Here is a 26,373-nt window from a genome sequence, read left to right on the forward strand (position 1 = left end):
AAAGCGGACTGATGGCGACTATGCGGAATTTCTCTTTAGGCAATACTTCTTGGAGTAGGGCATTGAATTGGCTGGCTTTGCTGGTCTTGAGCACTGTACTGGCCGCTTGCGGCGGCGGTGGCGGTGATCCGACCATTGATGGCGGTAATGGCGGTGGTACGACGGGCGGCGTGGCCGCGACGGTCACGGTGAGCCTGTTTAACGCAGCCGACCAGCCTGGCAGTACGCTAAGCAGCACTGCGCCGCTGACGGCCAAGGCGCTGGTGGTCGATAAAAATGGTGCTCCGGTCAGCAATACGGTCGTCACTTTCGCTTCCGATCCCACACTGGTAAAGCTGTCGTCGACCAATGGCACGGCGCTGACGGACGCCAAAGGCTATGCCAGCATCACTGTCTCGGCCTTGAATGCGACGGTCACTGGCGCGGGCAAGCTGACGGCCACTGTCGCGGCGGGCACCGCCACGATAAGCGGCGAAGCGAGCTATGAAATCAAGGCGGCGCAGGCTGCTGGCGCGAAAATGACGCTTTCCTTGCTGAGCGGAGCGAACGCCAGCAATGCCTTGTCGAGCGCTACGCCGCTGACGGCCAAGGCGTTGGTTTCCGATTTAAACGGAAAACCGATCAGCGACGTGCTGGTAGCATTCTCGACTGACAATACCATGGCAGTGATGTCACCATCGGTAGGAACGGCACTGACCGATGCAACAGGCACGGCCAGCGTTACGTTGCGGCCATTCAGCCTGTCGGCCAGTGGCGCCGCCACGTTGCGTGCGACGACGACGGCCAATGGCGCCGTCGCCAGCAGTCAGATCAATTATGTGCTGGGAGCGACCGACCTGATAGCGAGCAACATGCAGTTTTCGCCCGCCAGCATCGCGGCCTATGGCACCACCAACGTCACGGTCGATGTCATGGCTGGTACCAGCCTGTACACGGGATCAGGCCAGACGGTCAATTTCAGTTCGACTTGCGTGCAGGCCGGCAAGGCTAGCGTGACCAGCGGCGTGCCGGTAGTCAACGGCAAGGCTACGGCTGTTTTCCGCGACCTGGGCTGCAATGACTACGATATGGTCAATGCCACAGTGATGGGCAGCGCTTCCATGTATCACGCGACGCTGCCGATCGGCCGCGTCGCGCCGGCATCGGTACAGTTTTCCGCCGTCAGTCCGGTAGGAAAATCGATCGTGATTCAAGGGCAGGGCGGTATAGCGCGCACGGAAATGGCCACGCTGACTTTCCGCGTATTCGATACTTTCAACAAACCGCTGGTCGGCCAGGTAGTGACGTTTGCACTGTTGAACGGCCCTGGCATGACGCTCAATAAAGTGACAGACACCACGGATGCCAACGGTGATGTGATTACCACCGTCAATTCCGGCACCACCCCGACCACCTTCCGCGTCAAGGCCAGCCTGGCCTCTGGCATTTCCACCTTGTCCGATTCCATCCTGGTAACGACGGGTTTGCCTGTGCAAACGGCGTTTTCGCTCAGCTCCGTCAAGTCCAGCGTGGAAGGCTGGTCGTATGACAGCCCCGTAGGCACCCCTGCCACGACCGTCACTATCTTGCTGGCAGATCAAGCGGGCAACCCTGTTCCGGATGGGACGCCAGTGGCATTTCAGAGCAATTTGGGCGCCATCGGCTCGTCCAGCATGGGCGGCTGCACCACCATGAACGGCGGCTGCTCGGTCGACTTCCGCAGCCAGAACCCGCGCGTGGCGACCAATCCGCCGGTGACGCCCTGCAATGACGTCAGCCATGGCGGCACGCCCGACAGCCTGTGGCCAGGCCTGGCAACCGTCTGCGCCAGCACTTCGGACGGCAGCAAGACGCTGTTCGCGAAGATCGCCATCTTTTTAAGCGGTAGCCATGCCGACAATGTCACGCTGTTCGATCAGTCGGCCCAGGTAAGCCTGGATCGCAGCACTTATGATCTGGGGAGCGTTTCGGCCTCTGCAGTGCGTCAATTCAGTCTGCGATTGAGCGATTTGCATCAAAATCCCATGCCTTCAGGGACGACTGTCGCGATCACGAATATGATCAATGGAGTCGGATCCATCACCCCGGATAGCATCCAGAATATCTATCCGCACAACACGCTTGGCGTGGATGACCGTACCGGAGGCAACATTCAAGGTAACCAGGGAGGCCGGCATGCCGTTACAATTAACAGCCTGACGCCGACAAATTGTGTAGCGAATGTGGTCAGCACGTTTAATGTAACAGTGACGACGCCGCTGGGTAACGCCACCAGTTACCCGTTTAGACTGACATTCTCCTGTCCTTGACGCAAGGGGAAACGGGTGCCGTAAAGGCGGCGCCCGCTTATTTTCTGATTGATATAAAAAGTGTCCGAAATTTCCAACAGTAATATTTTCCTTGTCGGCCTCATGGGCGCAGGCAAAACCACCATCGGGCGCATTCTGGCCCGCAAGCTGGGCTTGCGCTTTGTCGATTCCGACCACGAAATCGAGGCACGCACGGGAGCGACCATCCCGTGGATCTTTGAAATCGAGGGCGAGGCCAGCTTTCGCCGGCGCGAGGCCGAGGTCATCCGCGACCTGAGCGCCCAGGAAGGCATCGTCATGGCCACCGGCGGCGGCGCCATCCTCAATGCCGACAGCCGCGCCTACCTGAAGGAACGGGGCACGGTCGTGTACCTGCGCGCCAGCGTCAGCAACATCCTGGCGCGCACCAGCCACGACAAGAATCGCCCACTGCTGCAGACGGCCGACCCGCGCAGGAAGCTCGAAGAGCTGACGGCGCAGCGCGAACCCCATTACATGGAAGTGGCCGACATTGTCATCGACACGGGCCGTCCTAACGTACAATCGATGGTTCAGACCATCCTGATGCAGCTGGCCAGCCTCGAATGCGAGGCTTCGCCCAACTGCGTCATTCATGCAGAGCCTTCGATGAACGAGCAATCCAAAATGTTGTTGAGCGTAGACCTCGACGAACGCAGTTACCCGATCGCCATCGGTCCCGGCCTGCTGGCCGACGCCGATGCGCTGCTGCGCCATATCAGCGGCCACAAGGTGGCCATCGTCACCAATACCACCGTCGCGCCCCTGTACCTGGGCCGCCTGCAGGCAGCACTGGCCAGCGATGGCCGCGAAGTGATCTGCATCGTCCTGCCGGACGGCGAAGAATATAAAAACTGGGCCAGCCTGATGCAGATCTTCGACGCGCTGCTGGCCAACAAATGCGACCGCAAGACCACCCTGGTGGCGCTCGGCGGCGGCGTGATCGGCGACCTGACCGGCTATGCGGCGGCCAGCTACATGCGCGGCATCGGCTTCGTGCAGGTGCCCACTACCTTGCTGGCGCAGGTCGATTCCTCCGTCGGCGGCAAGACGGGCATCAACCACCCGCTGGGCAAGAACATGATCGGCGCGTTTTATCAGCCGCGCGCCGTGATCGCCGACACCTCGACCCTGGAAACCCTGCCGGCGCGCGAGCTGTCGGCCGGCCTGGCCGAAGTGATCAAGCATGGCGCCATCATCGATGCGGCGTTTTTCGACTGGATCGAGGCGAACATGGCCAAGCTGATGGCGCGCGACAAGGGCGCTCTGGCCTACGCCATCGCCCGTTCCTGCGAAATCAAGGCCGACGTGGTGCGCCAGGATGAACGCGAAGGCGGCTTGCGCGCCATCCTGAACTTCGGCCACACCTTCGGCCACGCCATCGAGGCTGGCCTGGGCTACGGCCACTGGCTGCACGGCGAAGCCGTCGGCTGCGGCATGGTGATGGCGGCCGACCTGTCCTGCCGCATGGGGTATATCGACCAGGCGGCCGTGGAGCGCTTGCGTAAACTCGTCGCCGCCGCCGGCTTGCCCGTCAAGGCGCCCGACCTCGGTGTCGCGCGCTGGCTGGAACTGATGGAAGTGGACAAGAAGAACGAGGGCGGTGCCATCAAGTTCATCCTGTTGAAACCCCTGGGCAGCCCGTGCATCACGTCCGCGCCGCACGAACTGGTGCTGGCCACCCTGGCCGCCGGAGTGCAATAAGATGCTGCCCGAAGACTTCCTGGCCCCCTATGCGGCCCATTCGGCACAGGGGCAGGGACGTCGCTTTGCCGAGGCGGCGCACGCCTCGCGCAGCCAGTTCCAGCGCGACCGCGACCGCATCATCCATTCCTCGGCCTTCCGCCGCCTCGAATACAAGACGCAGGTGTTCCTCAATCACGAGGGAGACCTGTTTCGCACGCGCCTGACGCACAGCCTGGAAGTGGCGCAGGTGGGCCGCTCCATCGCGCGCAACCTGCGCCTGAATGAAGATCTGGTGGAAGCCATCGCGCTCGCGCATGACCTGGGCCATACGCCATTCGGCCACGTGGGCCAGGACGTGCTCAATGAGTGCATGCAGGCGCACGGCGGCTTCGAGCACAACCTGCAAAGCCTGCGCGTGGTCGACACGCTGGAAGAGCACTACGGCGCCTTCGATGGCTTGAACCTGATGTTCGAGACGCGCGAAGGCATATTGAAACACTGCTCGCTGGCGCATGCGCGCGAACTGGGGCCCGTGGCCCAGCGCTTCATCGACCGCACGCAACCGACCCTGGAAGCGCAGCTGACCAATCTGGCCGATGAAATCGCCTACAACAGCCACGATATCGACGACGGCCTGCGTTCGGGCCTGATCACCATCAAACAGCTGGAAGAGGTGGAATTCTTTGGCCGCCTGTGGCGCGAGGTGCAGCAGGCGTTTCCAGGCCTGTCGGGCCGGCGCGCCATCTACGAAACCTTGCGCCGGCTGATCACGGCCCTGGCCGACGATCTGATCGTCACGTCGAATGCGCTGATCCTCGACGCGGCGCCGCGCGATGTGAACGAAGTGCGTGCCAATGCCCCGCTGATCCGTTTTTCGGACGCCATGCGCCGTGACGCGACGGACCTGAAACGCTTTTTAAGAGCAAACCTGTACCGCCACTACCAGGTCAACCGCATGCGGGTCAAGGCGAGCCGCATCGTGCGCGAACTGTACGACAGCTTCATGGCCGAACCGGCCCTGCTGCCGCCCGACTATCAGGTCAATGGCGAGGATGTGACCAAGCAGGCGCGCAAGATCGCCGACTACATCGCCGGCATGACGGACCGCTACGCGATCCGCGAGCACCGCCGGCTGTATTCGCTCGACGAGCTGTAACGGTCACTGCGTGGGCTGACATGCCCGCGCGACGCTTCATGTCGGGTTACGCCGTGCCGGCTAACCCGACCTACCAATGCAAGCGCTCATGGGGAATCCGACCTGTCTGCGCGACACCGCGACACTTCATGCCAACAATGTTGTCGGATTACGCGCTGGCGCGCCTCGGCGGCCCCGCTAATCCGACCTACCCGCTACTCCGCATTGTCGATCCTGTCAATTGGCATGATCATCTAGGTCCCCACCCGATCACCCCAATATCCGTACGGCAACTTCTTTTCTATCATGGCAGCAAGTCAACAAGGGCTTGCCGCCCATAGTCAAGGAGAGTGTCATGATTGAATCGCGCCGCAGTTTTTTGCGCGCCTTGCCAGCCGTTACCATCGGCGCGGCCATCGCGCCGCTGCCCGGCAAGGCCGCCACCAAGGGCGAAGGCGGGCAGCGCTGGGCGATGGTGGTCGATGTGCAGAAGTGCATCGGCTGCCAGGCGTGCACGGTCTCCTGCATCATGGAAAACGCCGTACCGGAAAACAGCTTCCGCACCGTCGTCTCGACCTATGAAGTCAAGGAAGAGAACCGCTGCGGCACTTACATGCTGCCGCGCCTGTGCAACCACTGCGCCAATCCCCCCTGTATTCCCGTCTGTCCCGTGGGCGCCACCTTCCAGCGCAAGGATGGCGTTGTCGTCGTCGATGGCGACCGCTGCGTGGGCTGCGCCTACTGCGTGCAAGCCTGCCCGTACGACGCGCGTTTCATCAACCACGAAACGGGCAAGGCCGACAAATGCACATTCTGCGCGCACCGCGTCGACGAAGGCCTGCTGCCGGCCTGCGTGGAAACCTGCGTCGGCGGCGCGCGCATCTTCGGCGACCTGAATGACCCTGAAAGCATGGTGCACCAGCTGCTCACCGAGAACAAGGTGAAAGTGCTGAAACCCGAACAGGGTACCCAGCCCCACGTGTTCTACCTGGGATTGGACACGCGCTTCGCCGGCCACGTCGAGGGCGAAGCGACACTTTGGCAACCGAGCAAACACGGGAAATAAACCATGGACAGCCACATCACCGAAATTGTCAACGTCACGCGCGAAGCGGCATGGCTGCCGTGGGCGGTGCAGTATTTTTTCCTCATCGGCCTCAGTTACGGCAGCTTCATGCTAACCTTGCCGTACTTCGTCTTCGGCCGGAAGGCGTATGAACGCCTGGGGCGCATCGCGCTGCTGGCGTCCCTCGTGTGCGGCATGACGGCGCCTGTGGCGCTGCTGGCCGACCTGCACGGGCCGGGCCGCTTCTATCACTTCTATATTTACTTCCAGCCGCAGTCGTGGATGTCGTGGGGCTCGTTCTTCATTCCCCTGTATCTGGGCTGTCTGATGCTGTACGCATGGCTGGCGCTGCGCGTGGACTTCGCCACGCGGGGGCAGGGCCAGGACCGTCTGGCTTTCCTGTACCGCCTGGCCGGGCGCGGTGGCGCCGCATCGCGCAAGGCCATTGTCACCGCCGCCGCCTTCACCTTGCTCGCCGCGTTTGTCGTGGGCCTGTACACGGGCATGGAAGTGATGGTGGTGCGCGCCCGTCCGCTGTGGTTCACGCCTTTCCTGCCGGCGCAATTTGCTGCCACGGCCTTTGTCGGGGCTGTTGGCCTGGCGTTGCTGTTCAACCGCTTCCTGCCGGGTCGCGAGCAGGCCCTGGAAGTATCGCTGAACCGCGCGCTGGCCCTGTCGCTGGCGCTGGTGCTGGCGCTGGGCGGCGGCTGGCTGTTCGTCAGTCTCTCCGGCGTGAGCGCCAGCCACAGCATGGCGTTTACCCAGGTGGCGGGCATGCCGCAATGGCAGTTCACGGCCGTCTGGGCCGTGCTGTCGTCCATCGTGCCGATGGCGCTGGCCATCTGGCGCCCGGCCACAAGTGGCCTGGTGAATGGCCTGATCGCGCTGCATAGCGCCTGGATGATGCGCTGGACGATTTTCATCGGTGGCCAGACGATCCCGAAAACGGGTGCGGGCCTGTACGACTACCACCTGCCGATGGGCAATGACGGTTTGCTGGGGATCATCGGCACGGCCGGCCTGTGGATCGCGCTGCTGTTGCTGATGCTGGAATTTTTGCCATGGGCCGGACGCGTCGTCGCTGCACGCAGCCGTCCCGCCATGGCCACGCACTGAGGAGTAAAAAATGAACGAACACACAAATAACGACGACCGCAACGACGTCCCTGAAGATGAAAACGAAAAGCGCCGCAAGCTGCTGCGCTACGGCGCCATCGGCGGCGGCCTGGCCGCCTTTGCCGCCAGCTTTTCCACCACGGCCGGCCGCATGGTCGATCACGCGCTGGGCAAGGACAAACCCGTACAGCGCTTGCACGGCAATTCCCTGCCGCCCGAGTTTTCCGTCGACACGGCGACGGGGAAATTGACCGTCAACCCGGACCAGCAGGTCAGCTACACCATGTGCATGGGCTGCACCACGTTTTGCGGCGTGCGCGTGCGACTGGATAAAAAAAGCGGCAAGGTGCTGCGCGTGGCGGGCAATCCCTACAGCCCCATGTCGGCCGACCCGGCGCTGCCTTACCAGACCTCGATACGCGACAGTTTTGTGTCGCTCTCGCGCTTCCAGGAAAAGGGGCTGAAAGGCCGCTCGACCGCTTGCGGCCGTGGCAATGGCGTGCTGGAACAGATGGAGTCGCCGTTCCGCGTGCTGGCGCCCATGAAGCGCGTGGGACCGCGTGGTGGCGGCCAGTGGGAGCCGATCGCCTTCGATCAGCTGGTGAAGGAAGTGACGGAAGGCGGCGACCTGTTTGGCGAAGGCCAGGTGCAGGGCTTGCGCGCCTTGCGCGAGCTGGAAAAACCGATCGATCCGGCGCAGCCGGAACTGGGGCCGCAAGTCAACCAGGTGGGCTTGATGTGCAGCACGGACGACGGTCGCCTGGCGTTTGGCACGCGCTTTTTCAAGCAGTCGTACGGCAGTTTGAACCTGGTCAATCATGGTTCGTATTGCGGCGGCGCGTATCGCAGCGGCTCGGGCGCCATGTTCGGCGACATGAAGAAAATGCCGCATGCGAAAGTGGACCTGGAAAATACGGAATTCTGCATTTTTGTGGGCACGGCGCCGGGCAATGCGGGCAATCCGTTCAAGCGCCAGGGCACGCTGATCGCGAAAGCCCGCTCGGGCAAGCGCGATTTCAGCTACGTCGTCGTCGACCCGGTGCTGACGAATGCCGACAGCCTGGCAGCGGGCGACCGCAGCCGCTGGGTACCGATCAAGCCGGGCACGGATGGCGCGCTGGCCATGGCCATGATCCGCTGGATCATCGAACACGAACGCTATGACCGCAACTTCCTCGCGCAGCCGAACCTGAAGGTGGCGGAAGCGGCAGGCGAGGCCGCCTGGTGCAACGCCACGCATTTGATCATCAACGAAAAAGGCCATCCGCGCGACGGCCGCTACCTGCGCGCTTCGGACATCGGCGCGGTGGAGTTGGCGGAAGAAGAGCGCTACAAGGATGGAGACGCCTTTTGCGTGATCGACGCCACCACGCAAGCCATCGTGCCGCACAATGCCGCCAAGGGCGAGGGTCGTTTGTTCTTCGACGGTCCGCTGGAGGTGGCGGGCGCGCCGCTGCATCTGAAGACGGCCATGACGATGTTGAACGAAGAAGCGCAGCGCCACAGCATGGATGAATACGCAGCTGCCTGCGGCATCGGGCGCGACATCATCGAAGGCCTGGCGCAGGAACTTACCAGCCACGGCAAGCGCGCCGCCGTCAATGCGCATGGCGGCATGATGTCGGGCGCGGGTTTTTATAACGCGTATGCGCTGGTCATGCTCAATACCCTGATCGGCAACTTGAACCGCAAGGGCGGCACGCTGGTCAATGGCGGCAGCTTCAAGGATGCGGGGCCTGGGCCGCGTTATAACCTCGAGAGTTTCGACGGCGAGATCAAGGCGACGGGCATGCCGATCGGGCGCAATGTGCCCTATGAAAAAACCTCGGAATTCAAGCTGAAGAAGGAAGCGGGCAAGGCGTATCCGGCCAGGGCGCCGTGGTATCCGAACGCGCCCGCGCTGGCGACCGAGTGGCTCACCAGCGCCATGAATGGCTACCCGTACACCTTGAAGGCGCTGATCCTGTGGAGCTGCAATCCTGTCTACGGCATTACGGGCTTGCGCGCGCAGATCGGCAAGGAGCTGGCCGATCCGAAGAAGATTCCCCTGATCGTCGCCATCGACCCCTTCATCAATGAAAGCTCGGCATTTGCCGACTACCTGCTGCCCGATACCTTGCTGTATGAAAGCTGGGGCTGGGCCGGCGCCTGGGGCGGCATGCCCGTCAAAATGAGCACGGCGCGCTGGCCCGTGGTCGAACCGCGCGTGCAGAAAACGCCGGATGGCCAGACCATCTGCATGGAATCGTTCTTCATCGCGCTGGCCAAAACGATGGCCTTGCCGGGCTTCGGCCCGGAGGCCTTGCAGGACATGGATGGCCAGCGCTTCCCCTTGCTGCGCGCGGAAGACTGGTATCTGCGCGGCGGCGCCAACATCGCCTGGCAGGGCAAGACGGCCGTGCCGGAAGCGAGCGACGACGACATCGAACTGTCCGGCGTGGCGCGCATCCGTCCCGAACTGGAGCGCACACTGAAGCCGGAAGAGTGGCGCAAGGTGGCCTTCATGCTGGCGCGCGGAGGACGCTACCAGAGCTATGGCGAGATGTTCGGCCTGCGCCTGCCGCCGCCCGCGAATGCCAAGGCGCCGGCAGCTCCCGTGCCGGTGCTTGATGAGACGCCGTATCCGCAGGACTGGTCCACGCATCGCTATCTGAAACCGATGATGCTGTACAACGAGGGCCTGGGCGTGAGCAAGAACAGCTTGAGCGGCAAACGCTTCCCCGGTACGCCCGCCTGGAGAGTGGCGGCGTTTGCTGACGGCACGCCCGTGCGCAAGGCGTATCCGGCCAGCGAGTGGCCATTCGAGTTGATCAGTTTTAAATCGGCGCTGCAGAACTCCTACAGTATCGGCGCACGGCGCTTGCGCGGCATCCATCCTGACAACCCGGTTGCCGTGCATCCTGATGATGCGGCGCGTTTGAAACTGGAAAATGGCGATGAAATTTTTCTGGAAACGCCGGGCGGCAGGGCCAGGGCCACGGTGATGCTGCGCCATGGGGTGCAGCGGGGTGTGATCGCCATTGAACATGGCTTTGGCCACAAGGAGCATGGCGCGCGGGCCCACCGCATCGGCAAGTCGCGTCAGCCCGACGAGCCGGCCATCGGCGCGGGCATCAACCTGAACGATCTGGGATTGACGGACCCCAGCCGCGGCGACAAGAACGTGTTTGTCGATCCCGTGTCGGGCACGTCGGTGCGGCAGGGACTGCCGGCGCGCATCGTGCGGGCTTAGGAACGGCTGGGGTCAGACCCGGCGGGTCTGACCCCGGTTAAAGCTGCCCACCCGCCATCAGCAGCCGGGCTACCTCGGCTGCTGAGTGCAGGCCCAGTTTTTCCATCGTGTTATGGCGGTGTACCTGCACCGTCTTGTCGCTGATGCCCAGCTCGCGGGCGATGACTTTCGAGGCTTTGCCTTCGGCCATCAGCAGCGCCACTTCGCGCTCGCGCGCGGTGAGCCTGGCCAGCGCCGACTGCGCCGTATTCGCGCTGGCGGCGTTGCGGCTCTCATCCACGCTGCGGGCCACGGCGCGCGAGACGGCGTCCAGCAGCACCTGGTCCTTGCACGGCTTTTCCAAAAAATCGCAGGCGCCGGCCTTCATCGTCTGCACGGCCATGGCCAGGTCGCCATGGCCACTGAGGAAAATCACGGGCAGAGATATGGCGTGCCCGGTTTTATTCTTCAACTCCTGTTGCAGTTCCAGTCCGCTCATCAAAGGCATGCGTACGTCGAGCAGCAAGCAACCGGGCGCATGGCCATCATAGCGCTGCAGGAAGTCGCGCGCCGATTCAAACGTCGCCACTTGCCAGCCGGCCGAATCGAACAGATAGGCCAGCGAGCGGCGCATGGCGGCGTCGTCGTCGACGACAAAGATGATCGCATCGCTTTCGTTCATGGTGTTTCCTCTTGTATTTCCTTGTGCGCTTCCATACCGGCATCTTCGGGCAGGCGGAACCAGACCGTCAAGCCTGGCGCATCGGCGTTGGCGTGCGCCGACAGGCTGCCGCCGAACGATTCGATGATGCTTTTGCTGAGCGACATGCCCAAGCCCAGGCCTTCGGCCTTGGTGGTAAAAAAGGGTTCGAACAGGCGCGCCATCTGCGCCGCCTGCAGGCCGCAACCGGCGTCGCGCACGGCCACCGTGCAGGCGCCGTTTTCGCGATGCAGCAGCACGCCGATGGGGTGACCCGGATTGTCGTTTTCCAGCTGCGCATCGAGCGCGTTCTTGAGCAAATTGAGCAGCACCTGCTGCACTTGCTGCGGGTCGGCCAGCACGCGCGCGTCAGGACTGGCCGTGTCGTGGCGCCAATCGATCCGCGCTTGCGGATGGGCCGCGCGGAACAGCGATACCGCCTGCTCCACGGCGTCGGCCAGGGCGAAGGGCGTGCTGTGCGCGGGACGCTTTTGCGCCATCGCGCGGATGTGCCGGATGATGGCGCCCGCGCGTTCGCTTTGCGTGGCGATTTCCTGCGCGCCGTCGAGCAGTGGCGCCGCATCGAGCCGGCCCGCCGCGATGCGACGCGCCATGCCGCGCGCGAAATTGCCGATGGCCGCCAGCGGCTGGTTCAATTCATGCGCAATGGCGCTGGCCATCTCGCCCAGGATGGCCAGGCGCGCCGTGTGGTCGAGCGTGGCCTGGCGCTGGCGCGCCTGTTCTTCCAGCGCGCGCTGCTGGTGCTGGGCGGCGCGCAATTGCTCCGTGCGTCGGCTGACCAGGTATTCCACGCGCACCGTATGCACGGCCCAGGCCACCAGCAAGGCCAGCACCAGCAGCATCCAGCCCCAGTAGCGGCGCAGGGCCGTCTCGAACGTCAGCTTGTCCAGGTAGGCGTAGGGGCCGATGCGCAGCTCGCGGAACAGTTCATCGACGATCTGGTAATCGCTGGGCACCGTCCAGCTGTAACCTTCATCGGTACGCGGCATGGCCAGCAGGGCCTGCGCCACTTTTTTCGCCAGCGCCGGCGGCGTCTGGCGCAGGGCCACGAAGGGCCAGTCCGGATACAGCCGCGACGAGCTGGCGCAGCGAAAACCGGGAATCGGGCGCGTGGTGATCACGCGCAGTTCATCGGCGCGCACTTCGCCGCGCGCCACCATCTGTTCCAGCAGACAGGTGCGCACGATGCCGGCATCCATGCGTCCCGCCCGCACGGCTTCGACGATCTGCTGCGAGGGAAAGCCGCTGTAGCGCAGGCTGGCAAAATCATGCGTGGGATCGATGCCAGCTTCGCGCAGTTCGCGTGCGGCGATCTGGTAGCCGCCAAACGCATCGGGTGCCACCGCCATCACGTTCTTGCCCGCCAGGTCGGCCAGGTCATGCAGCGGCGACGCGCTGCGCACGACGATGGCCGAACCGATGGCCTGGCGCGGCGAGTCCGTCCACGGCGATTCAATCGTGGCGATGCGGCTGGCGCCGTCGCTGTGTTCCAGCGCCACGTAATGGCCGCTGCTGGTGATGGCGAAGGCGATCGCTTGCGAGTGCACGGCGCGCGTCAGGCCCGCCTGGTCGTAGTCGGCCAATGTAAAACGGATGCCGGGGATGCTCGCTTGCAGGTGGCGCGTCACGTACGACCAGTCCTGCTGCACGGCGTCGCCGCCCTTGTAGGCGAGTACACCGATGCGTACCTCCGGCAGCGCGTCAGCCGCTTGCGCGCTGTGCAGGCACAGCGCCGTCAGCGCGAACAGTAAAAAACGCCGCACTAGAACATGCTGCGCTGCGCTGCACGCGCATCGCCGAACAGTTCCAGCAGCAGTTTCTTGATGGGCGCGGGCAGCGGCGCGTCGGCAATTTTCGTGCCGTCGTACCAGACGTGCGTCGCTTCCCCGGCCAGCGCCAGGCGGCGCGCCAGGGTGATGCGGCAGGGCACGATGTGCAGCTTGTAGTGGGTGAAGACGTGCACGATGGGCAGCAAGCGTTCCTGCGTCTCGATCTCGCCGAACGGCGCCACGGCGCGTGCCAGTACCTGCTGGTCTATCTCTCGCGGCGAGTCTGCATCGGCCAGCATATGGCCATCGAGTTCGGGCAGCGACAGCAAGCCGCCCCAGATGCCCGAGCCGGGGCGCTGCTCCAGCAGCACCTGGCCGTCGTCGATGACGACCAGCATGACGGCGTGCTTTTCCGGGCTGGTTTTCTTCGGCTTGCGTACAGGCAGATCTTTGGTGCGGCCGGTGGCGTAAGCCACGCAGCGTGGTTGCAGCGGGCAGCGGCCGCAATCGGGGCTGCTGCGCGTGCACAGGGTGGCGCCGAAGTCCATCAAGCCCTGCGTGTAGGCTTCGATGCCAGTCTCCGGCAGTAGCGCTTCGGCACGGCGCCACATGGCTTCCTCGACCCGTTTCTCGCCGGGATAGGCATCGATGCCGAAGGTGCGCGCAAACACGCGCTTGACGTTGCCGTCCATGATGGCCGCGCGCGTGCCGCTGGAAAACGCGGAGATGGCGGCCGCCGTCGAGCGGCCGATGCCGGGCAGGTCGGCCAGCAGGGCCGGGTCGCTGGGGAAGACGCCATCGTATTCGGCGACTACGCGCTGCGCGCATTTGTGCAGGTTGCGTGCCCGCGTGTAGTAACCGAGGCCGCTCCATTGCGCCATCACGTCTTCCACCGGTGCTGCCGCCAAATCGCGCAGGGTGGGGAAGCGTTCGAGGAAGCGCGCATAGTAGCCGAGTACTGCGGTGACCTGCGTTTGCTGCAGCATGATTTCGGACAGCCAGATCAGGTAGGCGTCGCGCGTGTTTTGCCATGGCAGCGCGTGGCGGCCATGCTGCTTTTGCCAGGCGATGACGGTGGCGGAAAAAGTCGGGTCGATATAGTCTTCAAATGGTGCCGCGCCCGTGGCGGGCGAGAGCGGATGCAGCAGACGTTTCATGCGGGATTCCAGTGTTTTGTTGTTTGATGGTGCTGATGTTGCGTTCAGTTTGCGCTGGCCGCGCGCAAGGCAGCCAGCAATTGCGCCAGCTGCGCCTTGTCGCGTTCGAGCGCCGCCAGGCTGGCCTCGAAGCCGGCGATTTTCTGTTCCAGGGTGCCGGTGGCGTCGTGGATGCGCTGGATCGAGGCAAAGCGCAGTTTCAGCTGTTCCTTGTACTCGACGATCTGCGCTTCGAGGGGCGCCATGATGACTTTCAGCCAGGCGCTGGCGTCGTCATTGGCGTTGGTGAAACTGCGGCGCACGCGCGAGGCGATGGTGTCGAAGAATTTTTCCATCAGCACGACGCGGCTGGTGGTGAGCAGGGTCGCCGTGCCGAACTGCTTGTGATACACGGCTTCGATGTCGGCGATCTCCTGGCGGTAGCGGGCCAGCGAAAACGGCATCGGCGCGGCCAGTGCCAGGCCGTGTTCGGAGGCGAATTTGCGGTACATCACGTTCATCATTTCCGTGATCTCGGCCGTCTTGCCTTCCGAACGGTCCAGGTTACTGGCGATGCGCTCGAAATACTGGCGCACGGCCTCGCGCAGGCCCGTGAAAAAGCGGCTGCGCTGCATGGCCGCACGCACGCCATCGATATCGTCGCGCACGATGTCCATGCCCAGGCTCGTATATAGCTCCGTCGACAGGCGGGTAAACACGGCGCGCGTCGCTTGCAGCTTGAACAGGCTGCTGTCGAATTCCTTCTTCTCGATATCGATGCGCCGCATCATGTGGGCGATCACGCTCTGGTTCTTGCCGCGCATGCTGTGCAGCTCGTGCAGCTGCTCGGCGATGCCGCGCGCGCGGGCCGCCGCCTGCACTTGCTGCGCCGCTTCGATGGCGTCCAGGTCAAACGCCAGCTGGCGCCGGATGATGTCCTTGCGCGCGGGGATCAGCTCCTCGAACAGGGCCGTCTCCAGCGCCTGCAGACGGCTCTTTTCCAGCAGCGCCGCATCGTGGTTGATCTTGCCCACCAGGGCCTTTTGCGCCGACACGGGAAACACCTGGCCAGCGTCCAGCGTCAACAGATGCGCCACGCTGACCTGCTGGCGCTCGATGGCCTGCGCCACTTCCAGGTCGCCGCGCAATTCGTCCCACATGCTGTCGATTTTGTTGAGCACCACCAGGCGTCCGGCGCCGGCGCCGATATGGTTGCGCCATACCTCGATGTCGCTGCGCGTGACGCCCGTGTCGGCCGCTAAAATAAACAGCACCGCATGCGCATTCGGAATCAGGTTCAGGGTCAGTTCCGGTTCCGTGCCGATGGCGTTCAGGCCGGGCGTATCGAGGATGACCAGGCCCTGTTTCAGCAGCGGATGGGGGAAGTTGATGATGGCGTGGCGCCACATGGAAATTTCCACCTGGCCGTCTTCGTCGAGCATGGCGGGGGCGTCCGCGTCGTCGGCGTCGTACAGGCCGTAACGCGCCGCTTCTTCCACGCTGACTTTTTTCGTCAGGCTGACCTGGCGGATGGCTTCCTGCATGTCGCCGCCCGCATCGATGTTCAGGGGCAGGACGGTCCAGGCGGCGGGCAGGTCGCGGTAGTCGCTGGTCGACAGGTTCTGTGCGCGCGTCTCGATGGGCAGCAGCCGGATCGATGGCGGCCAGGCCGCGTCGTACAGCAGCTCGGTGGGGCACATGGTGGTGCGGCCCGCGCCCGAGGGCAGGATGCGCTGGCCATAGCCGGCAAAGAAGATGGCGTTGATCAGCTCGGATTTGCCGCGTGAGAATTCCGCCACGAAGGCCACCGACAAGCGGTCGTCAGCCAGGCGGGAGACGCAGCGCGCCAGGCGCAGCGCGGAAGCGCCGTCGACCAGGCCCGCCGCGCTGGCGCCTTGCCGGTATGCCTGCAAGGCGGCCTGCACGTCCTGCCGCCATGCGCTGTATTGTTCCAGGTCTCTGACCATCTGGCTCCCTTTGCCTATGACTTACTGTTGACAGCTATTTCTGGCAATGCACGCAGTAAAACGTGGAACGCTGTCCCTGCACGATCTGGCGGATAGTCGCGCCGCACACGCGGCATGGCTTGCCCGCGCGGTTGTACGTGAAATATGTCTGCTGGAAGTAGCCGGACTGGCCGTTCACGCCGATGAAGTCGCGCAGGGTGCTGCCGCCTTGCACGATGGCTTCGGCCAGCACGTCGCGGATCGATTGCGCCAGTTTCTCATAGCGCGCCAGGCCGATGCGCCGGGCCGGCGTCTTCGGGTTGATCCCCGCGCGAAACAGGCTTTCGGAACAATAGATATTGCCCACGCCGACGACGATGTCGCCCGCCATCAGTACCTGCTTGATATTGGTGCCCTTGTTGCGTGTTTTTTCGAACAGCAGCTGGCCCGTGAAGCCGCCTTCCAGCGGTTCCGTGCCCAGGCCGCGCAGCAGCGCATGGCTATCCAGCGGGCCGTCGGCCTCGTCGTGCCACAGCACGGCGCCAAAGCGGCGCGGGTCCGTCATGCGCAGCACCTGGCTGCCGCCGTCCGCGTCTTCCACGACGAGGTCGAAATGGTCGTGCTTTTGCGCCTCCGTCCCCGTCGGCAGCACGCGCAAATGGCCCGACATGCCCAGGTGGATGATCAGCGTGCCGTGGCGGAAGTGGATCAGCAGGTACTTGCCGCGCCGCCCCGTCAGGCCGATGGTTTGCCCCGACAATTGTTCGCCCAGGGCCGGGGGGAAGGGCCAGCGCAGGCCGTCGCGGCGCAGCACGACGGCGCGCACGGCGCGGCCCTCGATGTGGGGCGCGACACCGCGCCGTGTGACTTCGACTTCTGGCAATTCTGGCATAGGGCTCGAATGGTTGAAAACCGGGTAAAAACAGGCGGGTTGTCGGCCGATGGCTGGTCCGGGCCGGCTATGCCAGCACGACGTATATATTTCGTTACATACGTGAAGTACGCGATAGCCGCGTTGGGCGTAGAATCAAACTTTGCCGTTTAGCCAGGATCCGCCTTTGAAAAACGCTTTCGCCATTGTAACCTTGTCTGCCCTGATGGCCACGCATGCCATGGCACAGACGCCTGTCGCCCCCGCCAATGCTGCGGCCGGCCCCTCTGCGGCCGCGCCCGCCGCGCCGCAGGAAGAGGGTGCCGAGTCCAAGGCGGACGCCAAGGCAGAGAGTTTGCCGAAGGTCGAGTTGAGCAGCGACTTGCTGTACAAGCTGACCCGCGCTGAAATGGAATTCAAGAGCGGCCAGTGGCAAGGGCCGTACGTGACGATGATGGTGGCGGCGCAGCAGACGCGCGACCCGCGCCTGGCGCGCCGCGCTTCGGAAATGGCGCTGGCCGCCAAGCAGGGTGGCGAAGCGCTGGCGGCCATCCGCCTGTGGCGCGAGCTGGCGCCCGACTCGGACGAGGCGACGCAGTTCTTCCTCGGCTTCGTCGTGTTGACGGACAAGATCGAAGAGGCGGAACCGATTTTCGCCGAGCGCCTGGCCAATGCGCCGGCGGGCGCGCGCGGCGTGGCGTTGTTCCAGATGCAACAGATCCTGTCGCGCTCGAATGACAAGCTGTATGCCTATTCGATGGTGACGCGCCTGGCGCAGCCTTACCTGGACATGTTCGAAGCGCACCTGGTGCTGGCGCAGGGCGCCCTGTCGATCGGCGAGCGTGAGCGCGCCATCGGCGAAGCGAACAAGGCGCTGGCCATCAAGCCGAACTCCGAGCTGGCCGTGCTGACCCTGGCGCAGGTGACGGGCGAGCCCGAGGCGGCGGGCAGGGTGCTGGCCGCTTTCCTGCAAAAGAATCCGGACGCCGTCGAAGTGCGCGGCGCCTATGCGCGCCTGCTGGTCGAACAAAAACAGCTGGAGCCAGCGCGCGACCAGTTCCTGCTGCTGCTGAAAAGCTCGCCCGATAACGTGGGCGCCCTGTATGCGCTGGGCATCGTGGCGCTGCAGCTGGAAGACACCAAGGGTGCGGAGCAGTACTTCAAGCGCTTCCTGGCCGTGCTCGACAAATCCCCTGGCGACACGCGCGATCCGTTCAAGGCCCTGATGATTTTGTCGCAGATCGCCGAGACGCGCGGCGACACGGCCGGCGCCATCGCCTGGCTGGACAAGGTCGACAACAGCGCTTCCGCCGGCTATGTCGAGGCGCGCTTGCGCCGCGCCCAGCTGATCGCCCGTGGCGGCAATCTCGATGCGGCGCGCAAGGCGCTGACGGAAATCGAAACGGACGATCCGGCAAGCCAGGCGCAGGTGCTGCTGGTCGATGCGCAATTCCTGCGCGACGCCGGCTATGTGCAAAGCGCCTACACGGTGCTGGAAAATGCCTTGCTGCGCTTCCCCGACAATCCGGAACTGCTGTACGACTACGCCTTGCTGGCCGAGCGCCTGGATAAACTCGAGCTGATGGAAGCGAGCCTGCGCCGCGTGATGGCGCTGGCGCCCGACAATCAGCATGCGTATAACGCCCTGGGCTACTCGCTGGCCGAACGGGGCATCCGCTTGCCAGAAGCCCATGCGCTGATCGAAAAAGCCTTGCAGATGGCGCCGGGCGACCCGTTCATCATGGACAGCATGGGCTGGGTGCAGTACCGCATGGGCAACCTGGCCGCGGCGGAAAACGCCTTGCGCCGCGCCTATGCCGTGCGCAGCGATCCGGAAATCGCCGTCCACCTGGGCGAAGTGCTGTGGCAGAAGGGCGACAAGGATGAAGCGCAAAAACTGTGGCGCGATGCGCGTAGCAAGGACCCGAAAAACGATGCGCTGAAAAGCACCCTGGCGCGCCTGAATGTCAGTCTGTGATTGAATTGATTAACTCCACTATAAAAAACCAGCGCCATGGCGCTGGTTTTTCCTTTTGCCCATGTCTAAACATCTCCTGCCCCTGACTGTCCTGTGCCTGTCCCTCTCGGCCTGCTCGACCCTGACTTCCCCATTCTCGTCAGGCGCCGCGCCATCCGCTCAAACCGTCGCGCCCTACCGCGAACAGGTGGAGCTGACGGGCCGCTTGAACGTGGTGTACCAGAAGGATGACAAGCCCGAATCGGCGACCGTCAATTTCAACTGGCAGCAGACTGCCGCGCGCACGGACGTGACCCTGTATTCGCCCGTCGGCAGCACCCTGGCGACGATTGCCGTCACGCCGCAGCAGGCCGTGTTGACGCAAAGCGGCAAGGCGCCGCGCAGCGCGCCCGATGTCGATACCCTGAGCGCGCAGATGCTGGGCTGGTCCTTGCCCGTGTCGGGCTTGCGCGACTGGCTGCAGGGATACGCCGTGGGCGCCGATGGCAAGCGCTTCGTCGCTTCGCCCGCGAACGACAGCGTGACCACCAAAGACGGCTGGCGTTTGCGCTATGTGTCGTGGCAAGAAGTAGGGCAAAATGCTGCCGACAACGCACCTGGCACCTTGCCCCAACCGCGGCGTATCGATGCCGAACGCAATGCCAGCGCGCAGGCCGATGCCGTCTCGCTGCGCATCGTGCTCGATCCCGCCACTTCCGCACCTGCACCATGACACTGACGACCCTGAACAATTGCCCGGCCCCGGCCAAGCTGAACTTATTTCTACACGTCAACGGCCGCCGCGCCGATGGCTACCATCTGCTGCAGACGGTGTTCCAATTGCTCGACCATGGCGACACCTTGCACTTCGCGCTGCGCGACGACACGGCGATTGTCCGCGTGACGGCGTTGACCGGCGTGCCGCAGGAGCAGGACCTGATCATCCGCGCCGCGAAATTGCTGCAGGCCGAAGTGCTGCGCCGCAAGGGTGCCTTGCCGCGCGGCGTCGATATCGCCATCGACAAGGTGCTGCCCATGGGCGGTGGCCTGGGGGGCGGCTCGTCCGACGCGGCCACGGCGTTGATGGCGCTGAACCGTTTGTGGCAAGCGGGATTGACGCGCGAGGAATTGATGGCGCTGGGCTTGCCGCTGGGCGCCGATATCCCGTTTTTCATCTTTGGCGAGAATGCCTTTGCCGAAGGCGTGGGCGAGGCCTTGCAGCCTGTCGCCACACCAGAATACTGGTATGTGGTGATCGAGCCGGGCGTGCAAGTGCCCACCGCTGCAATTTTTTGCGCGGAAGGCTTGACGAGAAATACCGAACCCGTCACAATAGCGGACTTTTCCAGGTACCTCGCAGAAGGAAACGATGCGGGCGGGTTTGGTAAGAATGATTTACAGCAAGTAGCATGCAGTCTTTTCAAGCCGGTAGCAGATGCGGTAGAATGGCTGGGTGCTTACGGTGAGGCCAGGATGACTGGTTCCGGTGCTTGTGTGTTTAGTGCGTTTGGCAGTCAGGAAGAAGCGGATGCGGTGCTCAGCAATGTGCCACCAGTCTGGATCGCCTGGAAGGCAAAAGCGCTGAGTCGCCACCCGATGCTCACCATGTTGTAGAGAGCAAAAAAAGATTTTGCTTAGCGTCAAATAGTCGGTATAATACTGGCCAACATGACGGCAAGCAGTCAGTAACGTAGGGGAATCGCCAAGCTGGTTAAGGCACTGGATTTTGATTCCAGCATGCGAAGGTTCGAATCCTTCTTCCCCTGCCACCATTTCACCGTAGTCTGTCGATGCGAAGTTGGCGTCCAGTACGGGAAAAAGCAGATATGTCGCCACGCGGCATATTCTAAACAATGACTGACCGGGCTTATGCCCGGTTAGTGCTTTTCAAGACTTCTATATCACCTCTTGGGACTCCCATGGCTTACGAAAACCTGATGGTTTTTACCGGCAACGCGAATCCAGCGTTGGCAGAGGGGGTCGCAAAAAACCTCGGCATCCCTCTCGGTAAAGCAAACGTTTCGAAATTCTCCGACGGCGAAGTAATGGTCGAGATTAACGAAAACGTGCGCGGCAAGGATGTTTTTGTTTTGCAATCCACCTGTGCTCCAACCAACGACAGCCTGATGGAAATCATGCTGATGGTTGATGCCTTGAAACGTGCTTCCGCTGGCCGTATCACCGCCGCGATTCCTTACTTCGGCTACGCCCGCCAAGACCGTCGTCCACGCTCCGCGCGTGTGGCGATTTCGGCCAAGGTGGTGGCGAACATGCTGGAAGAAGCCGGTGTCGAGCGCGTCCTGATCATGGACTTGCACGCTGACCAGATTCAAGGTTTCTTCGATATCCCAGTCGACAATATTTACGCTTCGCCAATTTTGCTGGGTGACCTGCAAAAGAAAAACTACCAGGATTTGCTGGTGGTGTCGCCGGACGTCGGCGGTGTGGTACGTGCGCGCGCCCTGGCAAAACGCCTGGGCTGCGACCTGGCCATCATCGACAAGCGTCGTCCAAAAGCGAACGTGTCCGAAGTGATGAACATCATCGGTGAAGTCGAAGGCCGCAACTGCGTGATCATGGATGACATGGTCGACACGGCAGGTACCCTGACCAAGGCTGCCGAAGTGCTCAAAGAGCGCGGCGCGAAAAAAGTCGTGGCGTATTGCACGCACGCGGTGCTGTCCGGCCCGGCGATCGACCGTATTTCGGCTTCGCCACTCGATGAGCTGGTCGTGACCGACACGATCCCCCTGTCCGAAGCGGCCCTGGCCTGCGGCAAGATCCGTCAATTGACGTGCGCGCCGCTGCTGGCCGAGACGTTCAAGCGCATCATCAAGGGTGATTCGGTCATTTCCCTCTTTATCGACTAATTCGATAAATAGAAAAGACGTAATGCCTGCGGCGCGACCGGCTTTTTGCCTGTTGCGCCGCAGTGTTTTAGTTTTCGGGGCGCGTATGCGCCCATTTCCGAAGATTCCTGGTCGCGGGAATCTTCATAACACAAGGCGCAAGCCTTGTTCATCTTGGAGTTTCACATGAAAATTATCGCATTTAAACGCGAATTGCAAGGTTCCGGAGCGAGCCGCCGCCTGCGCATTTCCGGCCAAACCCCTGGTATCGTCTACGGTGGCGCTGAAGCCCCGGTGCTGATCTCGCTGGATCACAACGCCCTGTACCACGCGTTGAAAAAAGAAGTGTTCCACTCGTCGATCCTGGATCTGGAAATCGACGGCGTTTCCCAGCAAGTTCTGTTGCGCGACTTCCAAGTCCACGCATACAAACAACTGGTTCTGCACGCTGACTTCCAGCGCGTCGACGCCAAGCAAGCTATCCACGTGAAAGTGGCGCTGCACTTCGTCAACGCTGACGTTTCCCCAGCAGTCAAACTGCATGGCGCGACCATCAGCCACGTTGCCAACGAAATCGAAGTTTCGTGCCTGCCAGGCCAACTGCCAGAATTCATCAACGTTGACCTGTCGAACATCGACGTCGGTCACTCGCTGCACGTCGGCGACCTGGTCCTGCCAGCTGGCGTGACCGTTGTCGCCCACGGCGCCAACCTGACCATCGCTACCGCTTCGGTACCGGCTGGCCACGTTGCTGCTGAAGCTGAAGCAGCTGCTGCTGTCGAAGCCGACAAGAAGTAATTTTGCCGCCGCAGCAATGCGGTAGTCGCAAGGAAAAACCCGCCAGGTTCGCCGCGCGGGTTTTTTTCTGCCTGTTTTCACCGATAATGTTTTCTTTTTCATTGCAGATACAGCCATGCCCATACGCCTGATCGTCGGCCTCGGCAACCCGGGACCCGAATACGAACAAACCCGCCACAATGCCGGTTTCTGGCTGGTGGACAATCTTGCCAACAGCTTGCCCGGCACGCGCTTGCAGCGCGATTCGCGCTATAACGCCATGCTGGCAAAAACGTCGATCGCCGGCAAGGAAGTCTGGCTGCTCGAACCGCTGACCTTCATGAACCGCTCGGGCCAGTCCGTGGGCGCGCTGGCGCGCTTCTTCAAGATCGCCGCCGATGAAGTGCTGGTTGTGCATGACGAGCTCGACCTGATGCCCGGCATTGCACGCCTGAAGAAGGGCGGCTCGGCCGGCGGCCACAATGGCTTGAAAGACATCACGGCCGCGCTGGGCACGCAGGATTACTGGCGCTTGCGCCTGGGCATCGGTCACCCACGCACCCTCAGCCTGCAGCAGCAAGTGGCCGATTTCGTGCTGCACCGCCCGCGCCGCGAAGACCAGGAGCTGATCGAGCAAGCCATCGAGAAATCCTTGCAGGTGATGCCGCAGATCGTCGAAGGCAAGTTCGAGGCGGCGACCATGAAGTTGCATACGGCTTGAGAACAGGGCCTGATGGCATCACGATACGGCTGTTTTGGCGTCATTTGCCCATCATCGGGCTTTTGAAGCGCGCCTGTCAGGGGTACAATTGACCCCTTGAAATGCAGCACACGCACCATTCCCGGAAAACGGCGAGCGATAGCTCCGTTTTCCCTAACAGCACGGCAAGCACGCCGATAGACGGCGCCATGTGCTTTGATTATTAAAGGTTTTCCATGAGTCTCCAATGCGGTATCGTCGGCTTGCCGAACGTCGGCAAGTCCACCCTGTTCAATGCACTGACGAAAGCCGGCATTCCGGCTGAAAACTATCCGTTCTGCACCATCGAGCCGAACGTCGGCGTCGTCGAAGTGCCGGATCCGCGCATGGATGCGCTGGCCGCCATCGTCAAGCCGGAACGCACGGTCAACGCCATCGTGGAATTCGTCGACATCGCCGGCCTGGTGGCTGGCGCATCGAAGGGCGAGGGCCTGGGCAACCAGTTCCTGTCGCACATCCGCGAAACGGACGCCATCGTCAACGTCGTGCGCTGTTTTGAAGATGACAACGTCATCCACGTGGCCGGCAAGATCAGCCCGCTCGACGATATCGAAGTCATCCAGACCGAACTGGCGCTGGCCGACATGGGCACCGTGGAAAAAGCGATTCATCGCGAAAACAAGAAAGCCCGCTCGGGCGACAAGGACGCGGCCAAGCTGCTGGCCATCATGGAACGCATGATGCCTTACCTGAACGACGCCAAACCGGTGCGCGCGATGGGCCTGGACGCCGACGAAATGGAACTGATCAAGCCCTTGTGCCTGATCACGGCCAAGCCGGCCATGTTCGTGGCCAACGTGTCCGACACGGGCTTTACCAACAACCCGCTGCTGGACCAGCTGACGGCCTACGCACAATCGCAAAACGCACCCATCGTCGCCATCTGCGCATCGATGGAAGCGGAAATCGCCGATCTGGATGCCGCCGACAAGGGCGCTTTCCTGGCTGACATGGGCCTGGAAGAGCCGGGCCTGGACCGCCTGATCCGCAGCGCCTACAAGCTGCTGGGCCTGCAAACCTACTTCACGGCGGGTGTGAAGGAAGTGCGCGCCTGGACCATCCATGTGGGCGACACGGCACCGCAAGCGGCCGGCGTGATCCACACCGACTTCGAACGCGGCTTCATCCGCGCGCAAACCATCGCCTATGACGACTTCATCGCCTACAAGGGCGAAGCAGGCGCCAAGGAAGCGGGCAAGATGCGCGCCGAAGGCAAGGAATACGTGGTCAAGGATGGCGACGTGCTGAACTTCCTGTTCAACGTCTAAAGGCCTGGCAGATAAAAAAAACCTCGCAGCATGCGAGGTTTTTTTGTTTCTGGCGCGCGTACAGCACGCTATGGCGTTGTGGCGCCCTTTGCCGACGCTGCCGTCAAGCTGAGCGCCGTGTCGAGCGCCTCCATGAACTCGGGTACGTTGATGGGCTTGGTCAGATAGCGCAGGAAGCCGGCGTCGAGGCCTTTGCGCACGTCACGCGGCAGGGCGTTGGCCGACAAGGCGATGACGGGGATGTGCGCCGTCAGCGGATCGACGCGCAGCAAACCCAGCACCTCGGTGCCGCTGATGCCGGGCAGGTTGATGTCCATCAGGATCAGATCGGGCTGGTGCTGGCGCGCCAGCGCGATGCCGAGGTGGCCATCGACGGCGCTGAGCATGCCCAGGTCGCTGCGGCGCGCGATCAATTGCTCGACCAGGATCAGGTTGGCCGGATTGTCCTCCACGTACAGCACCTTGCGGCGCGGCGCATCGAGCGGCGCATCAGCCGATGGCTCCCGGCCCATATTCCCGGCATGCTCGCCGAGTTGCAATTCAGGAGCAGATGAGGCTGCCAATTCGATCCAGAACAGCGTGCCGACCCCGACCTCGCTCTCCACCCCCAGCGTGCCACCCATCAGCTCGACCAGTTGCTTGGTGACCACAAGGCCGATGCCGGTGCCTTCCTCGGTGCCGGCTTCCTGTCCCAGCCGGTTAAACGGCTGGAATAATTGTTGCAATTGCTCGGCGCTCAGGCCGTTGCCGGTGTCGCGCACGCTCAGGCGCACTTTGTCGCCACGCGGTTTGCATTCCACCTGCACGCTGCCGCCCGTGCGGTTGTATTTGATCGCATTCGACAGCAGGTTGATGACCACTTGTTTGACGCGCGTCAAGTCGGCATGTACGTAGAACGGCTGGTCGAGTGTAGGGAAGGTCAGCGTGATGTGGCGCTTTTGCGCCTGCGGCGTGATCATCGCGCGGCAATCGCGCAAGACTTCGGTGAGCGCCATCGCCTCGCGCGACATGGCGACCCGCCCCGATTCGATCATCGACAGGTCGAGAATTTCATTGATCAGGCGTAGCAGATACCAGCCGCCATTGAGGATCTGCTCCAGCGAGCGTTGCTGCGAGGCGCTGGGCGGCGGCGTGTCCGACGCCATCAGCTGGGCAAAGCCCAGTACCGCGTTGAGCGGCGTGCGCAACTCATGACTCATGCTCGACAGAAATTCCGACTTGGCGCGGTTGGCCTTGTCCGCTTGCGCACGCGCATTTTCCAGTTCGATGCTATTGTCGCTCAGCACGCGATTGAGCAGCTCGCGCTCCTGCTCCGCATGCTTGCGCACGGTATTGTCGGTGCCGATCAGCAGATAGCCGATGATGGCGTCGTCCGCATCGCGCAGCGCCGTCACCGAGACGATCGCGGGGAAGCGGCTGCCATCCTTGCGCACATATGTCAGCTCATAACTGTCTTCGATGCCGCGCGACGCCTTGTAGACCAGCGCCTCAAAACCGGGAGCGATCAGCGTACCGAGTTCTTGCGAGAGGGCGGCGGCGCGGGTGATGACCTCGGCCGGATCGGATATGCCGGCCGGCGTAATCTGGTCGATCACCTCGTCTGCCTGATAGCCCAGCATGCGCTCGGCACCGACATTGAATAATTGGATCACGCCCTGTGCATCGGTGGCGATGCAGGAAAAATAGGGGCTGTTGAAGATGGCTTCCTGTAGTACGCCCGCTTTCAGGAGCGCAGGCTGGGCTGCGCGTGCGGCGGTACCGGCACGGTGAATGTCGTTCATGCTTACTGCCCTTGGTTC

Annotated in this window: 19 protein-coding genes and 1 tRNA gene; 14 read left to right on the forward strand and 6 right to left on the reverse strand. The window is 62.7% G+C overall.

Going from position 1 to position 26,373, the window contains the following annotated elements:
• Positions 1-20 precede the first annotated feature (20 nt).
• The 6 genes from ACP7EG_RS09970 (at position 21) to ACP7EG_RS09995 (ending at position 10,541) form a co-directional block, all read left to right on the forward strand.
• Positions 21-2,288: an Ig-like domain-containing protein gene (locus ACP7EG_RS09970; RefSeq protein WP_426087465.1), complete on the forward strand. Its 2,268-nt coding sequence runs from the start codon at positions 21-23 to the stop codon at positions 2,286-2,288.
• A 102-nt stretch (positions 2,289-2,390) separates the two neighbouring features.
• A complete protein-coding gene (aroKB, locus tag ACP7EG_RS09975) occupies positions 2,391-4,010 on the forward strand; it encodes a bifunctional shikimate kinase/3-dehydroquinate synthase AroKB (RefSeq protein ID WP_426087636.1) in 1,620 nt (539 codons plus the stop codon).
• A 1-nt stretch (position 4,011) separates the two neighbouring features.
• A complete protein-coding gene (locus ACP7EG_RS09980; RefSeq protein WP_426087466.1) occupies positions 4,012-5,148 on the forward strand; it encodes a deoxyguanosinetriphosphate triphosphohydrolase in 1,137 nt (378 codons plus the stop codon).
• Between the two features lie 334 nt (positions 5,149-5,482).
• Positions 5,483-6,193, forward strand: coding sequence for a sulfate reduction electron transfer complex DsrMKJOP subunit DsrO (gene dsrO, locus ACP7EG_RS09985; protein WP_071079747.1), 711 nt, complete (start codon positions 5,483-5,485; stop codon positions 6,191-6,193).
• Between the two features lie 3 nt (positions 6,194-6,196).
• A complete protein-coding gene (nrfD, locus tag ACP7EG_RS09990; protein WP_282408084.1) occupies positions 6,197-7,309 on the forward strand; it encodes an NrfD/PsrC family molybdoenzyme membrane anchor subunit in 1,113 nt (370 codons plus the stop codon).
• A 10-nt stretch (positions 7,310-7,319) separates the two neighbouring features.
• Positions 7,320-10,541, forward strand: a complete 3,222-nt coding sequence (locus tag ACP7EG_RS09995; protein WP_426087467.1) for a molybdopterin dinucleotide binding domain-containing protein — start codon at positions 7,320-7,322, stop codon at positions 10,539-10,541.
• A 37-nt stretch (positions 10,542-10,578) separates the two neighbouring features.
• Here the strand turns inward: ACP7EG_RS09995 and ACP7EG_RS10000 are convergent, their stop codons facing one another.
• From ACP7EG_RS10000 to mutM, 5 genes are read right to left on the reverse strand one after another with little or no spacing between them, the layout of a single operon-like run.
• The gene (locus ACP7EG_RS10000) at positions 10,579-11,202 is read right to left on the reverse strand and encodes a response regulator transcription factor (protein WP_426087468.1); all 624 of its coding nucleotides are present in this window, start codon (positions 11,200-11,202) and stop codon (positions 10,579-10,581) included.
• Positions 11,199-13,004 (reverse strand): sensor histidine kinase, encoded by a 1,806-nt coding sequence (locus ACP7EG_RS10005; protein ID WP_426087469.1) that lies wholly within the window; start codon positions 13,002-13,004, stop codon positions 11,199-11,201. Before ACP7EG_RS10005 ends, ACP7EG_RS10000 begins: the two co-directional genes overlap by 4 nt.
• Complete coding sequence (mutY, locus tag ACP7EG_RS10010; RefSeq protein ID WP_426087470.1) at positions 13,004-14,167, reverse strand: A/G-specific adenine glycosylase; 1,164 nt, start codon at positions 14,165-14,167, stop codon at positions 13,004-13,006. The genes ACP7EG_RS10005 and mutY overlap by 1 nt, the downstream gene beginning before the upstream one ends.
• 44 nt (positions 14,168-14,211) lie before the next feature.
• On the reverse strand, positions 14,212-16,113 hold the full coding sequence (locus tag ACP7EG_RS10015) for a dynamin family protein (protein ID WP_426087471.1): 1,902 nt from the start codon (positions 16,111-16,113) through the stop codon (positions 14,212-14,214).
• 34 nt (positions 16,114-16,147) lie between these two features.
• Positions 16,148-16,984, reverse strand: a complete 837-nt coding sequence (mutM, locus tag ACP7EG_RS10020) for a bifunctional DNA-formamidopyrimidine glycosylase/DNA-(apurinic or apyrimidinic site) lyase (protein WP_426087472.1) — start codon at positions 16,982-16,984, stop codon at positions 16,148-16,150.
• A gap of 166 nt (positions 16,985-17,150) precedes the next feature.
• Here mutM and ACP7EG_RS10025 point away from each other — a divergent pair, with 166 nt between their 5' ends.
• From ACP7EG_RS10025 to ychF, 8 genes are all read left to right on the forward strand, one after another.
• Entirely contained in the window at positions 17,151-18,941 is a 1,791-nt protein-coding gene (locus tag ACP7EG_RS10025; RefSeq protein WP_426087473.1) for a tetratricopeptide repeat protein, read from the forward strand.
• Positions 18,942-19,002: 61 nt separating this feature from the next.
• Entirely contained in the window at positions 19,003-19,653 is a 651-nt protein-coding gene (locus ACP7EG_RS10030; protein WP_426087474.1) for an outer membrane lipoprotein LolB, read from the forward strand.
• Positions 19,650-20,534, forward strand: coding sequence for a 4-(cytidine 5'-diphospho)-2-C-methyl-D-erythritol kinase (gene ispE / locus ACP7EG_RS10035; protein ID WP_426087475.1), 885 nt, complete (start codon positions 19,650-19,652; stop codon positions 20,532-20,534). The genes ACP7EG_RS10030 and ispE overlap by 4 nt, the downstream gene beginning before the upstream one ends.
• Before the next feature lie 78 nt (positions 20,535-20,612).
• A tRNA-Gln gene (locus tag ACP7EG_RS10040) sits at positions 20,613-20,689 on the forward strand.
• Positions 20,690-20,839: 150 nt separating this feature from the next.
• Complete coding sequence (locus ACP7EG_RS10045; protein WP_034753270.1) at positions 20,840-21,790, forward strand: ribose-phosphate pyrophosphokinase; 951 nt, start codon at positions 20,840-20,842, stop codon at positions 21,788-21,790.
• A gap of 165 nt (positions 21,791-21,955) precedes the next feature.
• Positions 21,956-22,567: a 50S ribosomal protein L25/general stress protein Ctc gene (locus tag ACP7EG_RS10050; protein ID WP_426087476.1), complete on the forward strand. Its 612-nt coding sequence runs from the start codon at positions 21,956-21,958 to the stop codon at positions 22,565-22,567.
• Between the two features lie 115 nt (positions 22,568-22,682).
• The gene (pth, locus tag ACP7EG_RS10055; protein WP_071079737.1) at positions 22,683-23,267 is read left to right on the forward strand and encodes an aminoacyl-tRNA hydrolase; all 585 of its coding nucleotides are present in this window, start codon (positions 22,683-22,685) and stop codon (positions 23,265-23,267) included.
• Positions 23,268-23,482: 215 nt separating this feature from the next.
• Positions 23,483-24,574 carry a redox-regulated ATPase YchF gene (gene ychF / locus ACP7EG_RS10060; RefSeq protein WP_096233486.1) on the forward strand — a complete coding sequence of 364 codons (1,092 nt, stop codon included), beginning with the start codon at positions 23,483-23,485 and terminating at the stop codon, positions 24,572-24,574.
• A gap of 68 nt (positions 24,575-24,642) precedes the next feature.
• Here the strand turns inward: ychF and ACP7EG_RS10065 are convergent, their stop codons facing one another.
• A complete protein-coding gene (locus tag ACP7EG_RS10065; RefSeq protein ID WP_426087477.1) occupies positions 24,643-26,355 on the reverse strand; it encodes an ATP-binding protein in 1,713 nt (570 codons plus the stop codon).
• Between the last annotated feature and the right edge of the window lie 18 nt (positions 26,356-26,373).

The organism is Janthinobacterium sp. PSPC1-1 (assembly GCF_049897625.1).
Lineage (GTDB): Bacteria > Pseudomonadota > Gammaproteobacteria > Burkholderiales > Burkholderiaceae_D > Janthinobacterium > Janthinobacterium tructae.